At 66.3% G+C, this 14,359-nt stretch carries 15 protein-coding genes and 1 pseudogene; 13 read left to right on the forward strand and 3 right to left on the reverse strand.

What is annotated here, in order from left to right:
* Nucleotides 1–119: 119 nt before the first annotated feature.
* Nucleotides 120–584: an iron response transcriptional regulator IrrA gene (gene irrA, locus ACNHKD_RS02590; RefSeq protein ID WP_442755573.1), complete on the reverse strand. Its 465-nt coding sequence runs from the start codon at nt 582–584 to the stop codon at nt 120–122.
* A 222-nt stretch (nt 585–806) separates the two neighbouring features.
* On the opposite strand from irrA, the gene fabA reads away from it, so the two are divergent.
* The 5 genes from fabA (at nt 807) to ACNHKD_RS02615 (ending at nt 4,637) form a co-directional block, all read left to right on the forward strand.
* Nucleotides 807–1,313 carry a 3-hydroxyacyl-[acyl-carrier-protein] dehydratase FabA gene (gene fabA, locus ACNHKD_RS02595; protein WP_442755574.1) on the forward strand — a complete coding sequence of 169 codons (507 nt, stop codon included), beginning with the start codon at nt 807–809 and terminating at the stop codon, nt 1,311–1,313.
* 177 nt (nt 1,314–1,490) lie between these two features.
* Nucleotides 1,491–2,714, forward strand: coding sequence for a beta-ketoacyl-ACP synthase I (fabB, locus tag ACNHKD_RS02600; protein ID WP_442755575.1), 1,224 nt, complete (start codon nt 1,491–1,493; stop codon nt 2,712–2,714).
* 262 nt (nt 2,715–2,976) lie between these two features.
* Nucleotides 2,977–3,372: a hypothetical protein gene (locus tag ACNHKD_RS02605; protein WP_442755576.1), complete on the forward strand. Its 396-nt coding sequence runs from the start codon at nt 2,977–2,979 to the stop codon at nt 3,370–3,372.
* Nucleotides 3,373–3,406: 34 nt separating this feature from the next.
* Complete coding sequence (gene fabI / locus ACNHKD_RS02610; RefSeq protein WP_442755577.1) at nt 3,407–4,216, forward strand: enoyl-ACP reductase FabI; 810 nt, start codon at nt 3,407–3,409, stop codon at nt 4,214–4,216.
* A 97-nt stretch (nt 4,217–4,313) separates the two neighbouring features.
* Entirely contained in the window at nt 4,314–4,637 is a 324-nt protein-coding gene (locus tag ACNHKD_RS02615; RefSeq protein ID WP_442755578.1) for a c-type cytochrome, read from the forward strand.
* Between the two features lie 114 nt (nt 4,638–4,751).
* Here the strand turns inward: ACNHKD_RS02615 and ACNHKD_RS02620 are convergent.
* Together ACNHKD_RS02620 and ACNHKD_RS02625 are read right to left on the reverse strand one after the other, a co-directional pair.
* Nucleotides 4,752–4,996: pseudogene (locus tag ACNHKD_RS02620) on the reverse strand (type II toxin-antitoxin system Phd/YefM family antitoxin).
* Nucleotides 4,997–5,050: 54 nt separating this feature from the next.
* Nucleotides 5,051–5,398 carry a four-helix bundle copper-binding protein gene (locus tag ACNHKD_RS02625; protein WP_442755579.1) on the reverse strand — a complete coding sequence of 116 codons (348 nt, stop codon included), beginning with the start codon at nt 5,396–5,398 and terminating at the stop codon, nt 5,051–5,053.
* Between the two features lie 188 nt (nt 5,399–5,586).
* Between ACNHKD_RS02625 and ACNHKD_RS02630 the strand changes: the two genes are divergently transcribed.
* The 8 genes from ACNHKD_RS02630 to pstB all read left to right on the forward strand — a co-directional run bounded on the left by ACNHKD_RS02630 (nt 5,587) and on the right by pstB (nt 14,352).
* A complete protein-coding gene (locus ACNHKD_RS02630) occupies nt 5,587–6,408 on the forward strand; it encodes an ImuA family protein (RefSeq protein WP_442755580.1) in 822 nt (273 codons plus the stop codon).
* Entirely contained in the window at nt 6,332–7,861 is a 1,530-nt protein-coding gene (locus ACNHKD_RS02635) for a Y-family DNA polymerase (RefSeq protein ID WP_442755581.1), read from the forward strand. The genes ACNHKD_RS02630 and ACNHKD_RS02635 overlap by 77 nt, the downstream gene beginning before the upstream one ends.
* A 178-nt stretch (nt 7,862–8,039) precedes the next feature.
* Entirely contained in the window at nt 8,040–9,104 is a 1,065-nt protein-coding gene (locus tag ACNHKD_RS02640; protein ID WP_442755582.1) for a UPF0104 family protein, read from the forward strand.
* Nucleotides 9,105–9,126: 22 nt separating this feature from the next.
* Nucleotides 9,127–10,194, forward strand: coding sequence for an ATP-binding protein (locus tag ACNHKD_RS02645; protein WP_442755583.1), 1,068 nt, complete (start codon nt 9,127–9,129; stop codon nt 10,192–10,194).
* A gap of 267 nt (nt 10,195–10,461) precedes the next feature.
* Entirely contained in the window at nt 10,462–11,505 is a 1,044-nt protein-coding gene (gene pstS / locus ACNHKD_RS02650) for a phosphate ABC transporter substrate-binding protein PstS (protein WP_442755584.1), read from the forward strand.
* A 221-nt stretch (nt 11,506–11,726) separates the two neighbouring features.
* Nucleotides 11,727–12,719 carry a phosphate ABC transporter permease subunit PstC gene (pstC, locus tag ACNHKD_RS02655; RefSeq protein WP_442756818.1) on the forward strand — a complete coding sequence of 331 codons (993 nt, stop codon included), beginning with the start codon at nt 11,727–11,729 and terminating at the stop codon, nt 12,717–12,719.
* Between the two features lie 11 nt (nt 12,720–12,730).
* Nucleotides 12,731–13,573 carry a phosphate ABC transporter permease PstA gene (pstA, locus tag ACNHKD_RS02660; RefSeq protein WP_442755585.1) on the forward strand — a complete coding sequence of 281 codons (843 nt, stop codon included), beginning with the start codon at nt 12,731–12,733 and terminating at the stop codon, nt 13,571–13,573.
* On the forward strand, nt 13,570–14,352 hold the full coding sequence (pstB, locus tag ACNHKD_RS02665) for a phosphate ABC transporter ATP-binding protein PstB (protein ID WP_442755586.1): 783 nt from the start codon (nt 13,570–13,572) through the stop codon (nt 14,350–14,352). The genes pstA and pstB overlap by 4 nt, the downstream gene beginning before the upstream one ends.
* Nucleotides 14,353–14,359 lie beyond the last annotated feature (7 nt).

Below are 14,359 nucleotides of genomic sequence, written 5' to 3' on the forward strand. Positions count from 1 at the left end.
CACCCGAAAGCGGCTGAATAAGTCCGCGTTCCGTTTCCCGCTTTTGGCGGGCGGCGAGGTTCGCGTCCAATGGAGGAATTGGCGTCGCGGCGGGAGCCGTCAAGCCGGATCGCCGCCTGTCAGTCGTCCCGGCGCAACCGCACGACGACGTCGACGCGGTCAATCCGCATCCCCTTGGGCGGGATCGGCAAATCGGCGACGCTCACCTTCGTTCCGGGAATGTCGTGGAGTTCTCCCTCTTCCTCGATGAGGAAGTGGTGGTGGTCGCTGACATTGGTGTCGAAATAGACGCGCGCGCCGTCGACCGCGATCTCGCGCAGGAGGCCCGCGTCCGTGAGCTGATGCAGCGTGTTGTAAACCGTCGCGAGGGAGACGGAAAGGTTTGCGGCGACCGCCTCGTCGAAGAGGCGCTCCGCCGTCACATGGCGGTCGCAGCCCTGGAAGAGAAGCTCGCCGAGCGCAAGGCGCTGGCGGGTGGGGCGAAGTCCCGCCCTGACCAGCATGTCGTGCACCGGTTTGCGGCGCGCCGGAAGGTCGGGCGAGAGCGGTCGGTTGGCGGGGGCGTCCATCGGCGGGCGGCTCATGAGACCTTGGATTTCTTTGACCTATACCAAAAAAGCCCGGAAGCCTCAACTTCCGCCGCGACCCGGGCTATGTTACGGATCGCCAGCCCCATTAAAACGCGGTCGCCGCCCATCTGGGCCGGGGGCGGCCGAAAACAAGCGGGCGGCGCGCGTCTTCGAAAAGGAAGCGGCGCGAACGGGAGAATCGGGCTTTTATACAAGCTCCAGCGGAGGCGGAATCACATGAGCGAGAGGCGCTCGTCATACGGCTATGAGGATTTGTTGGCCTGCGGGCGCGAGGAGCTTTTCGGGCCGGGTAACGCCCAATTGCCCCTGCCGCCGATGCTGATGTTCGACCGCGTCACCGAGATTTTCGAAGAGGGCGGCGCCTATGGCAAGGGCTATATGCGCGCCGAGCTCGACATCAAGCCGAGCCTCTGGTTCTTCGACTGCCATTTCAAGGGCAATCCGGTCATGCCCGGCTGCCTCGGCCTCGACGCGCTGTGGCAGATGGTCGGCTTCCATATCGCCTGGCTCGGCAATCCCGGCCGCGGCATGGCGCTTGGCGTCGGCGAGGTGAAATTCAGCGGCCAGGTGCGGCCGCACAACAAGCTCGTCGCCTACGGCATCGACTTTACGCGCGTGCGCACCGGCAAGCTGGTGATCGGGCTCGCCGACGGCTGGGTCGCGGCGGATGGCGAGCGGATTTACGAGGCCAAGGACCTCAAGGTCTGCCTCGCGCCGGCCTGAGGCGGAACAATCGGGTTTCCTCGAGTTCGACCGGGAGCCCCAACCTCTCCCCGCCTGCGAGGAGAGGTCGGGCGCAGCGAGGGTGAGGGGCAAGGCCGAACCGGCGCCCCTGGCGGCCTGGCCCCACCCCTCTCCCCGTGAACGGGGAGAGGGAGCAAGAGACACAGGGAGAGAAAGATGAGACGAGTCGTCGTCACCGGCATGGGCATTGTGTCGTCGATCGGCAACACGACGCAGGAAGTGGTCGCTTCGCTGCGCGAGGCGAAGCCCGGCATCGTTCGCGCGGAGAAATACGCCGAGCTCGGCTTCCGCTCGCAGGTTCACGGCATGCCCACGCTCGATCCCGCGACCGTCGTCGATCGCCGCGCCATGCGTTTCCACGCGACCGGCACGGCCTGGAACCATGTCGCCATGGATCAGGCGATCCGCGACGCAGGGCTGACCGAAGCCGAAATCTCCAACGAGCGCACCGGCATCATCATGGGATCGGGCGGCCCCTCGACGAAGACCATCGTCGAGGCGGCGGACATCACCCGCACCAAGGGTCCCAAGCGCGTCGGCCCCTTCGCCGTTCCCAAATGCATGTCCTCGACGGCTTCCGCGACGCTCGCCGTGTGGTTCAAGATCAAGGGCGTGAACTATTCCATCTCCTCGGCCTGCGCGACGTCGAACCACTGCATCGGCAACGCCTATGAGATGATCCAGCACGGCAAGCAGGACATGATCTTCGCCGGCGGCTGCGAAGAGCTGGAGTGGGAGCTCTCCGTCCTCTTCGACGCCATGGGCGCCATGTCCTCCGCCTATAACGACCGCCCGGCGACCGCTTCGCGCGCTTACGACAAGAACCGCGACGGCTTCGTGATCGCGGGCGGCGCGGGCGTGCTGGTGCTCGAGGAATATGAGCACGCGAAAGCGCGCGGCGCGAAGATCTACGCCGAGGTCGCGGGCTATGGCGCCACGTCGGACGGCTACGACATGGTCGCGCCCTCGGGCGAAGGCGCCGTGCGCTGCATGCGGCAGGCGCTCTCCACCGTGAAATGCCCGATCGACTACATCAACCCGCACGCCACCGCGACGCCGGTCGGCGACGCCAAGGAGATCGAGGCGCTGCGCGTGGTTTTCGGGACCGGCGACAAATGTCCGCCGATCGCGGCGACCAAGTCGCTCACCGGCCATTCGCTCGGCGCGACCGGCGTGCAGGAGGCGATCTATTCGCTGCTGATGATGCAGAACGGCTTCATCTGCGAGAGCGCCAATATCGAGGAGCTCGACCCGGATTTCGCCGACATGCCGATCGTCCGCCAGCGCCGCGACAATGTGAAGCTCGGCGCGGCGCTGTCGAACTCCTTCGGCTTCGGCGGCACCAACGCGACGCTGGTTTTCAAGCATCCGGACGCGTAAAGGCCTTCTGGCGCCGGGCGCAGCGATTTCCGCCGCCGCGCCTGCCGTCGCCGCGCCCGATTTCGCCGGCCGCCCTGCGGCCAGGGGACGGCAAGGAAAACCGATGCCGGGGATCAAGCAGCAACCGCCGCCCGGCGTTCATGTTCTTGAGGACTCGCACGGGGCCTGGCTTGGCGCCGGCTGAAAGTTTTCCTCATTTTTGAGAAAGCGGCGTCGACGCGGGCGGTGGCGCTCGCCGCAAGGCGGGGTTAAGGAAGCCTCTATGGCGGGATCGGCGAGATTGACGGGAACGGCGTCCGCGAGGGTTTTCGGCGCGCTCGCCTTCGGCGCGGCGCTCGTCGCGGCCTCGGGAGCGGCGGCCTTCGAGGGGCGCTATGTCGCGGGCTCGAAGGGCTATGCGCAGGACCTCGTCGTCGCGAAACGCGCCGACGGGCGTTTCGACGTGAAGGCGGACGTCGCGACGCGCGGCTGCGCCGGGGAATTCGAGGGCGCCGGCGCCCTCCAGGGCGACGCCCTCGTGGCGGAGGCCAAATTCGAGAACGAGATATGCGCGCTCACCCTTCGCCGCACGAAGAAGGGCGTGAGCGTCATGGAAGACCACTGCCTGTCCTTTCATGGGGCGGCCTGCGAATTCAGCGGCGATTACCGCAAGCGCTGAGCGGGCTTACAGGCCTTTCGAGAGAAAGAATAAGATGACGGTTGCGACTGGTTTGATGCAAGGCAAGCGCGGGCTCGTGATGGGCGTCGCGAACGACCATTCGATCGCTTATGGCATTGCGCGCGTGCTCGCGCGCCACGGGGCGCAGCTCGCCTTCACCTATCAGGGCGAGGCGCTCGGCAAGCGCGTGAAGCCGCTCGCGGAAGAGTTGGGCTCGAACCTCGTGCTCCCTTGCGACGTCGAGGACCTTTCGACCGTCGACGCCGTCTTCGCGCGCCTCAGGGACGAATGGGGCGAACTGGACTTTCTCGTTCACTCCATCGCCTATTCGGACAAGAGCGAATTGAAGGGCCTTTACGCGGACACGTCGCGCGAGAATTTCATCCGCACCATGGTCATTTCCTGCTTCTCCTTCACGGAAGCCGCCAGGCGCGCCGCCGCGATGATGAGGGATGGCGGCTCCATGGTGACGGTGAGCTTCGGCGGCGGCACCCATGTCATGCCGAATTACAACGTCATGGGCGTCGCGAAGGCCGCGCTGGATTCGTCGGTGCGCTATCTTGCGGCGGATTTCGGCGATCGCGGCATTCGGGTGAACGCCATCTCGCCCGGCCCGGTGCGCACGATGGCCGGCGCCGGCATCACCGGCGCGCGGGCGATGGGCGCTTTCCAGAAGCAGCATTGTCCCCTGCGGCGAATGATTACGCTCGATGAAATCGGCGGCTCGGCTCTCTATTTCCTGTCCGAGCTTTCAGGCGGCGTCACAGGCGAGATTCACCTCGTCGACGCCGGTTACAACATCATGCTTCAGCCGCGCCCCGAGGATTTGAACGGGGGCGAGTGATTTGGAGCGTTTTCCGCCGAAGCGGGAGCCGGTTCGGCGGAAAGAAGGCGCGATAAACATCCGATGCGATCGGATTGGAAAAAGTTGGGAGAAGAAAATGAGACTGGCGCTTTTGTCGACCATTGCCGTTTTCCTCTCCGCCGTCGCGCCGGCTCTCGCCCAGGGCCCCGATCCGGCCGTGGGCAGGCGTCTCGCGGAAGAGACCTGCGCCTCCTGTCACGCCGTCGGCGCGGAGCCCGACGCAAAGAGTCCGGATTCGAAGGCGCCCCGCTTCCTCGATGTCGCGAAAATGCCTTCGACGACGGAATTGTCGCTTAAAGTCTTCCTGCGCTCCTCGCACCGGAACATGCCGAATTTCCTCCTCTCGCCTGAGGAGACCGACGGGGTGGCGGCTTACATTCTGGGGCTGAAAAAGAAGTAGGCTCTCAGAGCATGCGGGTTGGGATTCCGGGCGCAGGTCGCGCCTTTTGAAAAGTTTTCGGTCCATTCTTGCGCGCGATCGGCGCTACGAGGATCGAGGTATCAAGGTAAAGGATCAATAACGATCCTCTTCCCGCATCCGCCGCACGGAACTCGCCGCGTCCTCCGGCTGCCGGGACATGCGCTGCGTGACGCTGCGCATGTCCCCAATATCGATTGGCTTGCGCTCGGCGCGCGCCGGAACGAGACGCGCTACCGGCTTCCCTTTGCGCGTAATGCAGATTTTTCCTCTCCCGCCTCGGCCTTGTCGACCAATTCGGAAAGATGGGATTTCGCTTCGGCGAGGTGGACGGCGCTCATCGAAATATGACCAACTTTCCGGTCATATTACTCGGCCTTGTCCGTCGTAAAGTCTCACGCGGCCATCTTCCGCGCGCTCATCTTGCGGCATTCTTCCGCGCAGCGCCGGCATTCCTCGGCGCATTCCTTCATGTCGGGGATCGGGTCGCATTCCCTGGCGCAGTCCTCGCAGACCTGCGCGCAGAGCAGGCAGACTTCGCGCGCCTGCGGGGCCTTCATCAGCATCATGTCGGCGGCTTCGCGGCACATATTCGCGCAGGCGATCATGGCGCGGAAATGGGACGGCTTCACATGGTCGCCGCCCTGTTCGAGGCAGTGCGTCATCGCCATGCCGAAGCACATCTGGTAGCAGCGCAGACATTCGTCGATGCAGCTTTGCATCTCCTTCGACATCATAGGCATGGCTTTTTCCCGTGATTGGCGCCCCCGGCTCCCGGGCAGCTAGAGCGCGCGGCGAAAAAGTGGACCCGGTTTTTGGGGAAAAGCGCGCCCCCGGCGCGGGACTCTTTTGCTTGACTCTTTTCCGGTCGAGAACAAATATCGAACAGCGCCGTCGGGGCGCTCTCGCCAAAACCAGGAATTCGGGACCGATGTCGCAAAGCGGCTTGTCGGAACGCGTCGACTTTTTGCGGGCCCGCATCGCCGCCATCGAGGCGCGGGGCGGGGCGGCGAATCCGCCTGCGCGGGCGGCCGGGGGCGATTTTCTTGACGCGCTGCCTGGCGCCGGACGAGGCGGTCTGAGCGAAATCTTACCGGCCAGCCCGCCGGACGCCCCGGCGGCTTCGGCCTTTGCGCTGGCCATGGCGCTGCGCGTCCGGGCCGCGCGCGGCGGCGGGGCGCTTGTCTTCATCGTCGAGGATCTGAGCGCGCGGGAATTCGGCTTGCCTTATGGACGCGGCCTCGCCGGGGCGGGGCTCGATCTGTCGCGCTTCGTCCTCGTGCGGGCGCGGCGTCCCCAGGAGACGCTCTGGGCCATGGAGGAGGCGCTGAAAAGCCCCGCCTGCGCGGCGGTCGTCGCGGAGAGTTTCATCGGCCCCCGCCTTTACGATCTCTCTGCCTCGCGCCGCTTGCTGCTCGCGGCGCGCCGGGGCGGGGGGCTCGGCCTTCTCGCGCCGCAGGGGACGGAGGCCGCCCGCTTTTCCAGCGCCGCCGAGTTGCGGGTGGAGGTCGCCGCCGCGCGCCCTCATGCCGAGGAGCGGCGCCCCCCGCTCGCGCCCTTCGCCCCCTTCCGCTGGCGGCTGCGGCTTTTAAAGGCCCGCGCCGGCCTCTTTGGCGAAATCGATCCGTCGCAAGGACGCGACATCGTTTTCGATCCTGACAAAGCAGCGTTTCGCGATGCGTTTCCTGAGCGTTTTCCTGCCGAGGCTCCCGACCGACCGGCTGTTGCGTCGCTGGTCCGGCGCAGCGCCTGAAGTTCTCGCCCTCTACGCCCGCGTGAAGGGAGCGGAGCGGCTGACGGCGGTCGACGCGCGCGCGCAAAAACTCGGGCTCGTCCCCGGCCTCGCGGTCGCCGACGCCCGCGCCCGCTGCCCGACCCTGGCGCTCGCCGAGGCCGATCCGCAGGCGGACGCCGCGCTCGTCGAGGCTCTCGCCGACTGGAGTCGTCGCTTCACGCCGCTCGCCGCCGCCGATCCGCCGGACGGAATGCTGCTCGACGTGACGGGCGCGGCGCATCTCTCCGGCGGCGAGGCCGCGCTCCTCGACGAGGTCGAAGGCCGCCTGCTGCGCATGGGCTTTTCCGTCCGCGCCGCGCTGGCGCCGGGGCCAGCGCTCGCCCGCGCGCTGGCGCGCTTCTCAAATGCGCGGCTTGTCTCCGACGGCGCGACGCAAGACGAACTGGACGCGCTCGCCGCCGCGCTCCCCATCGACGCGCTGGGGCTCGACGCCGAAACAAACGCCGCCATGCGCCGCCCCGGCCTGCGCCTTGTCGGCGATCTCCTCTCGCGCCCGCGCGCGCCGCTCGCCGCCCGCTTCGGCCGCGCGGCGCTGACGCGGCTCGATGCTCTGACCTGCCGCATCCGCGACCCCATCTGTCCGCGCTTCGAGGCCCCGGCCTTCATCGCCGAGCGGCGCTTTCCCGACGGGCTCACGAGACGCGAGGATATCGAAGCGACGCTGAAGCGTCTCGCCGCCGATCTCTGCCCCATGTTGGAGCGCGCGGGCGTAGGAGCCAGGCAGCTGGAGGCCGTCTTCTATCGCGTTGACGGCGCGGTGAAGCGCATCATCGCCGGGACGAGCCGGCCGCAGCGCGATCCCGCCCGTCTCGCCGCTTTGCTCAATGAGCGGCTCGCGGCGATCGCGGAGGAAGGGCTCGATACGGGCTATGGCTTCGACGCGCTGCGTCTTGGCGCGACAAAGGTCGAAAGCGCAGCGCCGTCGCAGGCGACCCTCGTCGCCCCGCCGCGCGGCGGAAGCGACGATCAGGATCTCGCCGATCTCATCGACCGGCTGGGCGCTCGCATCGGTCTGCGCCGGGTGCAGCGCCTCCATGCGCAGGCGGCGCATCTGCCGGAATTTACGGTGGCCGCGGTCCCGGCCGCCTTCGGCGCGGCGCAGGCTTTTCCGCCGCAGGAGGCGGTGCGCCCGCTGCGGCTCTTCGAGCGGCCCGAGCCCATCGAGACCATCGCGCTCTTTCCCGACGGCCCGCCCTTGCGTTTCCGCTGGCGGCGCGTGCTGCGCGAGGTCGTCGCTTTCGAGGGGCCGGAGCGCATCGCGCCGCCCTGGTGGCGCGCAGGGTTGGACAGCCTCACCCGGGATTATTTCCACGTGCAGGACAGGGACGGCCGGATTTTCTGGCTCTTTCGCGAGGGGCTTTACGCCCGCGAGACGCAAGCGCCGCGCTGGTTCCTGCACGGCCTTTCCTAGATCGCGCCGCATTCGGCGGAATCCCCGGCTCCATCCTTGGCGGCGCGCGCTTGACTCACAGCCGCCCGCTCCCAAGCTAGGGAGGAACGTTCGTCATGCTGACGTCATGTTTTCGGGACGAAGTCTTCCGGCCGCGCCGGTTGAGAAGAACCGGCTCCGCCATTCACGCGAGCGGTAAATGCGAAAAGACGAGGACCTCGCCATTTCTTCCCAGCCCGGACTGCCCGTCATCGTGCGGCGCAAAAGCTTCTTCGAGAATCTCCAGAGCCGGCTGCCCCATGGCGCGACCCATATTCTCGGCGCCATGGCGAGCCTCGCGCTTTTCGGCCTCGCCGCCTATATCCTCGCGGGCGTCCTTTCCAACATCCGCTACGGCGAGCTCGTCGATGCGCTGAGGGCGACGAGCGGGACGCAGATTCTGGCCGCCCTGTTCTTCACCGCGCTCTCCTATATCGCGCTTACGGGCTATGACTTCTCCGCCCTGCGGCAGATCCGGCATTACGCGCCCTATCGCGTCACCGCGCTTGCCTCCTTCGCCAGTTACGCCATCGCCTTCAATCTCGGATTTCCTGTCGTGACCGGCGCCGCGGTGCGCTACTGGATCTATTCGCGCGTGCAGATGACGGCGCTGCAGGTCGCGAACGTCACCGTCATCACCGGCGTCACCTTCTGGCTCGGCATGACCACGGTCATCGGCTTCACGCTGGTCAGGGCCGCCGAGCAGCTCGCCGCGCTCGATCGCCTGCCCGTCGCGGTCCACATGGCGCTGGGGGTGCTGACGCTCGCGGGCGTCGCGGGATACGGCGCCTGGGTGGCGCTGGAGCCGCGCCATATCCGGCTGCGCGGGCATGTGCTGGAATTGCCCGGCGTCGGGTCGACGGTCGCGCAGCTCGTCGTGGGCGCGGCCGATCTCTGCGCCGCGGCGGCCGCGCTCTACGTGCTGCTGCCGCAGGGCGCGCATCTCGATTTTTCCGCTTTTCTCGCTGTCTATGTCATCGCTTGCGTTCTTGGCGTCGTCAGCCACGCGCCGGGCGGCATCGGCGTCTTCGAGGCGACCATGCTGAACGCGCTTCCCGGCGCCTCGCAGGAAAGCACTCTCGCCTCGCTCCTCCTGTTCCGCGTGATTTATTACTTTTTGCCCTTCCTCGTCGCTCTGGCGGTGCTCGGCGCCGACGAAGGCGCGCGACGCTGGAGCGCGTTGCGCGAAGCGGTCGCGCGCATCATCGAAGAGCGCGCCTCTTGACGCATTGGTGAAAGAAAGCCTTATGCCGCAGCCAAAATGGCCGGCCGAGGACATGCTCGGCCCGGTGATCGACGCCTTCCCCGAGCCCGTCTTCGTCATTGACGCGGAGACGCATGCGCTCGCCTTCAACGGACCGGCGCGCGCGCTCGCGCCGGCGTTGCGCGTCGGCGAGCCCATTTCGCGCAGCCTGCGCTCGCCGGACATGCTCGACGCCGCCACGCGCGTCCTCGCAAGCGGCAAGGCGGAGAAGGCGTCCTGGGTCGAGCGCCTGCCGGTCGAGCGCTGGTTCGAGGCGCATATCGCGCCGATCCGCTTTCCGGGCTTCGAGACGGCGGCGATGATCAGCCTGCGCGATCTGACCGAAGCGCATCGCGTCGAACGCATGCGCGTCGATTTCGTAGCCAACGCCAGTCACGAATTGCGCACCCCGCTCGCCTCGCTTCTCGGCTTCGTCGAGACGCTGCAAGGCCCGGCGAAGAACGATCCGGCGGCGCGCGACAGATTCCTGAGCATCATGCGCGAGCAGGCGCAGCGCATGGCGCGGCTTATCGACGATCTTCTCTCGCTTTCGCGCATCGAGCAGCACATGCATGTCCGCCCGGCCGAAAGCGTCGATCTCACCACGCTCGTCATGCATATCGTCGACACGCTGACGCCGATGGCGGAGGAAGACGGCGTGCCGCTCGCGCTTGATCTCGAGTCCAACGTCATCGTGCCGGGCGACCGCGACGAGCTTGCGCGCATCGTCGAAAACCTGATCGAGAACGCGCTGAAATACGGCCGCGGCGAAGGCGAGCCGAAGCCGGTCGAAATCTCGCTCGCGCGGCACGGCGCCATGGCGGTTTTTTCCGTGCGCGACCATGGGCCCGGCGTTGCGCAGGAGCATATTCCGCGGCTCACCGAACGCTTTTATCGCGTCGACGCCGGCAAGAGCCGCGCCAAGGGCGGAACGGGTCTCGGCCTGGCCATCGTCAAGCATATCGTGCTGCGCCATCGCGGGCGCCTGGGGATCGATTCCGCGCTCGGCGAGGGATCGCTGTTCCGCGTGACCTTGCCCGCCGTCGCGCCGACGGGGGGCAATCCGGGTTGAACGCCCGCCGTTTCGCACGACTGCGGCGCCGAGAGCCGTTTTCTGGACAGCCTGCCTGCCGCCCGGGCATCCTCGAGCGGCGCAGCGGCTCCGGGCCGCCCGTACTGCTCAGTATCGTTTTATCCAACTGATGCCTATATCATTTCTTTGTCATTAAACTGTAATTGAACTGTCGTGAAACTCTCTTGCCCGATCGTTAAGAACGGGGTCGCAGCAGGCGCTCCGCGCCTCTTCTTCTTTTGTTCTCGAGCTGAAAGCGATCCTCGAATGATCTCCAAGTTTTTGACGCGCGCCGCCGTCGCGACCGCCGCTCTCGCGGCCATGGCCGGCGCGGCTTTGGCGCTCGACATTTCCGGCGCGGGCGCGACCTTCCCCTATCCGATCTACGCCAAATGGGCCGAGACCTATAAGAAAGAGACCGGCAACGGTCTGAATTACCAGTCGATCGGCTCCGGCGGCGGCATCAAGCAGATCAAGGCCCGCACCGTGACTTTCGGCGCCTCCGACAAGCCGCTGAAGGCGGACGAGCTGGAGGCGGGCGGCCTGATTCAGTGGCCGCAGGTCATCGGCGGCATCGTGCCGGTCGTCAATCTCGACGGGGTCAATCCGGGCGACCTCGCTCTGGACGGTCCGACGCTCGCCAAGATCTTCCTCGGACAGATCACGAGCTGGGACGACGCGGCCATCAAGAAGCTTAATCCGAAGGCGAAGCTCGCTGCGACGCCGATCGTCATCGTGCATCGTTCGGACGGATCGGGCACGACCTTCAACTTCACGAACTATCTCTCCAAGGTCTCCGAGGAGTGGAAGTCCAAGGTCGGCGAGGAGTCGGCCGTCGAATGGCCCGCCGGCATCGGCGCCAAGGGCAATGAAGGCGTGGCCAACAACGTATCCAACACCAAGGGCGCGATCGGCTATGTCGAATACGCCTACGCCAAGCAGAATAAATTAACCTACGCCAAGATGGCCAACGCCGCCGGCAAGGTCGTCGCGCCGGGTCTGGACAGCTTCCAGGCGGCCGCCGCCAGCGCCGATTGGGCGAAGTCGCCGGGCTTCTACCAGATCATCACCAATGAGCCGGGCGCGAAATCATGGCCGATCGCCGCCGCCACCTTCATCCTTCTGCCGAAGGACTCCAAGGACGAGGCGGCCGCATCCGAAGCGCTGAGATTCTTCGGATGGGCGTTCGACAAGGGAGCGAAACAGGCCGAGGAGCTGGATTACATCCCCATGCCCAAGCCCGTCGTCGACCTCATCAAGAAGAGCTGGACGGCCGTGAAGGGCGCGGACGGCAAGCCGCTCGCGCGCTAGATCGCGCTGCGGCTCCAGGATCAGAGCGCGCTTCATGCGAGAAACGCCACCTTTCGCGAGCCGCGCTCTATGCCGCAGCGCCGCACGATTGCGGCGCCGGCCCCGGCGGTCGAAAATGGGCCGCCATTGAATCAGGACGCCGGTTCGACGAGAACCGGCGCCGGGAGTTCCTTATGACGACGATCGAGTCATCGCAGCGTGAATCGAGAGAGGCGGCGAACATGTCGGATGTGATCATGGAAGGCGACGCCGCTTCTCGCGCAGTGGCGGCGGATCGCGCCAAGGCGCTCTCGGGGGTCGCGCTCGCCGACCGCCTCTTTCACCAGGTCACCCGCGCCGCGGCGATCATTGTCCTGTTCCTTCTCGGCGGCGTCATCATTTCGCTCGTTCACGGCTCGCTGCCGGCCATCAAGGCCTTCGGGGCGGGTTTCCTCTTCTCGCAGGCCTGGAACCCGGTCACCGACAATTTCGGCGCCATGCCGGCGATCTACGGCACGATCGTCACGTCGATCATCGCCATGCTGATCGCCGTGCCGGTCGGCCTTGGCGTCGCGACCTTCCTCACGGAGCTTTGCCCGCACGCGCTGCGGCGGCCCATCGGCGTCGCCATCGAACTGCTCGCCGGCATTCCCTCGATCATTTACGGCATCTGGGGCCTCTTCGTCCTGGCGCCCTTCGTGCAGACCTATGTGCAGCCGGGCCTGATCTCGCTTTTAAGCGACGTCCCCGTGCTCTCGTCGCTCTTCGCCGGCCCACCTTACGGCATCGGCATGCTGACGGCCGGTTTCATCCTCGCCATCATGGTGCTGCCCTTCATCGCCTCCATTTCGCGCGACGTATTCGACACCGTGCCGCCGGTCCTCAAGGAAGCCGCCACGGGCGTCGGTTGCACGACCTGGGAGATGATGCGCTACGTGGTGCTGCCCTATACGCGCGTCGGAGTCATCGGGGGCGTGATGCTCGGTCTCGGCCGCGCGCTCGGCGAAACGATGGCGGTCACTTTCGTCATTGGCAACGCCCACAAGATCTCGGCCTCGCTGCTCGCGCCGGGCACGACGATCTCGGCGACCATCGCCAATGAATTCACCGAGGCGGTCGGCGACATCTACACCTCGTCGCTGATCGCGCTCGGCCTCATCCTGTTCGTGATCACCTTCATCGTCCTCGCGATCGCGCGCTACATGCTCATGCGCATCGAGCGGAAGTCGGCATAAGGAAGCGCGCCATGTCGCTTTACGCTACGCGCCGCAAGCGCAATTCCCTGGCGACCGGCCTCGCCTGGGGCGCCGCCATCTTCGGCCTGGCCTGGCTTTTTCTCATTCTCGCCTCGCTGCTCTACGAAGGCCTGAAGGGCCTCTCGCCGGCCGTCTTCACGCAAATGACGCCGCCGCCCGGCAGCCAGGGCGGGTTGCTGAACGCCATCGCCGGCTCGCTCGTCATGACTGTCATCGGCGTCGCCATCGGCACGCCGCTCGGCATGCTGGCCGGCACCTATATGGCCGAATATGGCCGCTACACGAAGCTCGCGACCGTCGTGCGCTTCATCAACGACATCCTGCTCAGCGCGCCGTCGATCGTCATCGGCCTCTTCGTCTATACGATTCTCGTCGCGCCGATGGGACACTTTTCCGGCATTTCGGGCGCCGTCGCGCTCTCGATCCTCGTCGTGCCGGTCGTTCTGCGCACGACCGAGGACATGCTGCTTCTCGTGCCGGGCTCGCTGCGCGAGGCCGCCGCGGCGCTCGGCGCGCCGCGCGCGCTCGTCATCTCCCGCGTCGCCTATCGCGCGGCCAAGGCCGGCCTCATCACCGGCGTGTTGCTCGCCGTCGCCCGCGTTTCGGGCGAGACGGCGCCGCTTCTGTTCACCGCGCTCAACAACCAGTTCTGGAGCACGGATCTCAATGCGCCGATGGCGAGCCTGCCGGTCGTCATCTTCCAGTTCGCATTGTCGCCTTACAAGGACTGGCAGCAGCTCGCCTGGACGGGCGCGCTGCTCATCACGATCGCCGTGCTCACTCTGTCCGTCACAGCCCGCGCCTTGAGCGCCGGCCGGAGAAAAGCAAAATGAACGCCCCCGCTCAGGTGAAAGACCATACGACCAAGGTCTCGGTGCGGAGCCTGGATTTCTACTACGGCGCCACGCGCGCGCTGAAATCCATCTCGCTGCCGCTCTACGCAAACAAGGTGACGGCCTTCATAGGCCCGTCGGGCTGCGGCAAGTCCACGCTGCTGCGCGTGCTGAACCGCATGTACGATCTCTATCCGGGCCAGCGCGCCGAGGGCGAGGTTATGCTCGACGGCGAGAACATCCTCGACCCGGCGATCGACCTCAACGCGCTGCGCGCCCGCGTCGGCATGATCTTCCAGAAGCCGACGCCCTTTCCTATGTCGATCTACGAGAACATCGCCTTCGGCATTCGTCTCTATGAAAAACTGTCGCGCGCCGACATGGACGTGCGGGTGGAGCAGGCCCTGCGCGGCGCGGCGCTCTGGGACGAGGTGAAGGACAAGCTGCAGGCGAGCGGCCTGGGGCTCTCCGGCGGCCAGCAGCAGCGTCTCTGCATCGCCCGCAGCGTCGCCGTGCAGCCGGAGGTCATTCTGTTCGACGAACCATGCTCGGCGCTCGACCCCATCTCCACCGCGAAGGTCGAGGAGCTCATCGAGGAGCTGGCCGCGCAATACACCATCGCTATCGTGACCCACAACATGCAGCAGGCGGTGCGCGTCTCGGACTATACGGCTTTCATGTATCTCGGCGAGCTCGTCGAATTCGGCGACACGGACGAGGTCTTCAACAAGCCTCGCGAGAAGCGCACGCAGGACTACATCACCGGCCGTTTCGGCTGAGGAAGGA

The sequence above is a fragment of the Methylocystis sp. JAN1 genome (assembly GCF_052186135.1).
Lineage (GTDB): Bacteria > Pseudomonadota > Alphaproteobacteria > Rhizobiales > Beijerinckiaceae > Methylocystis.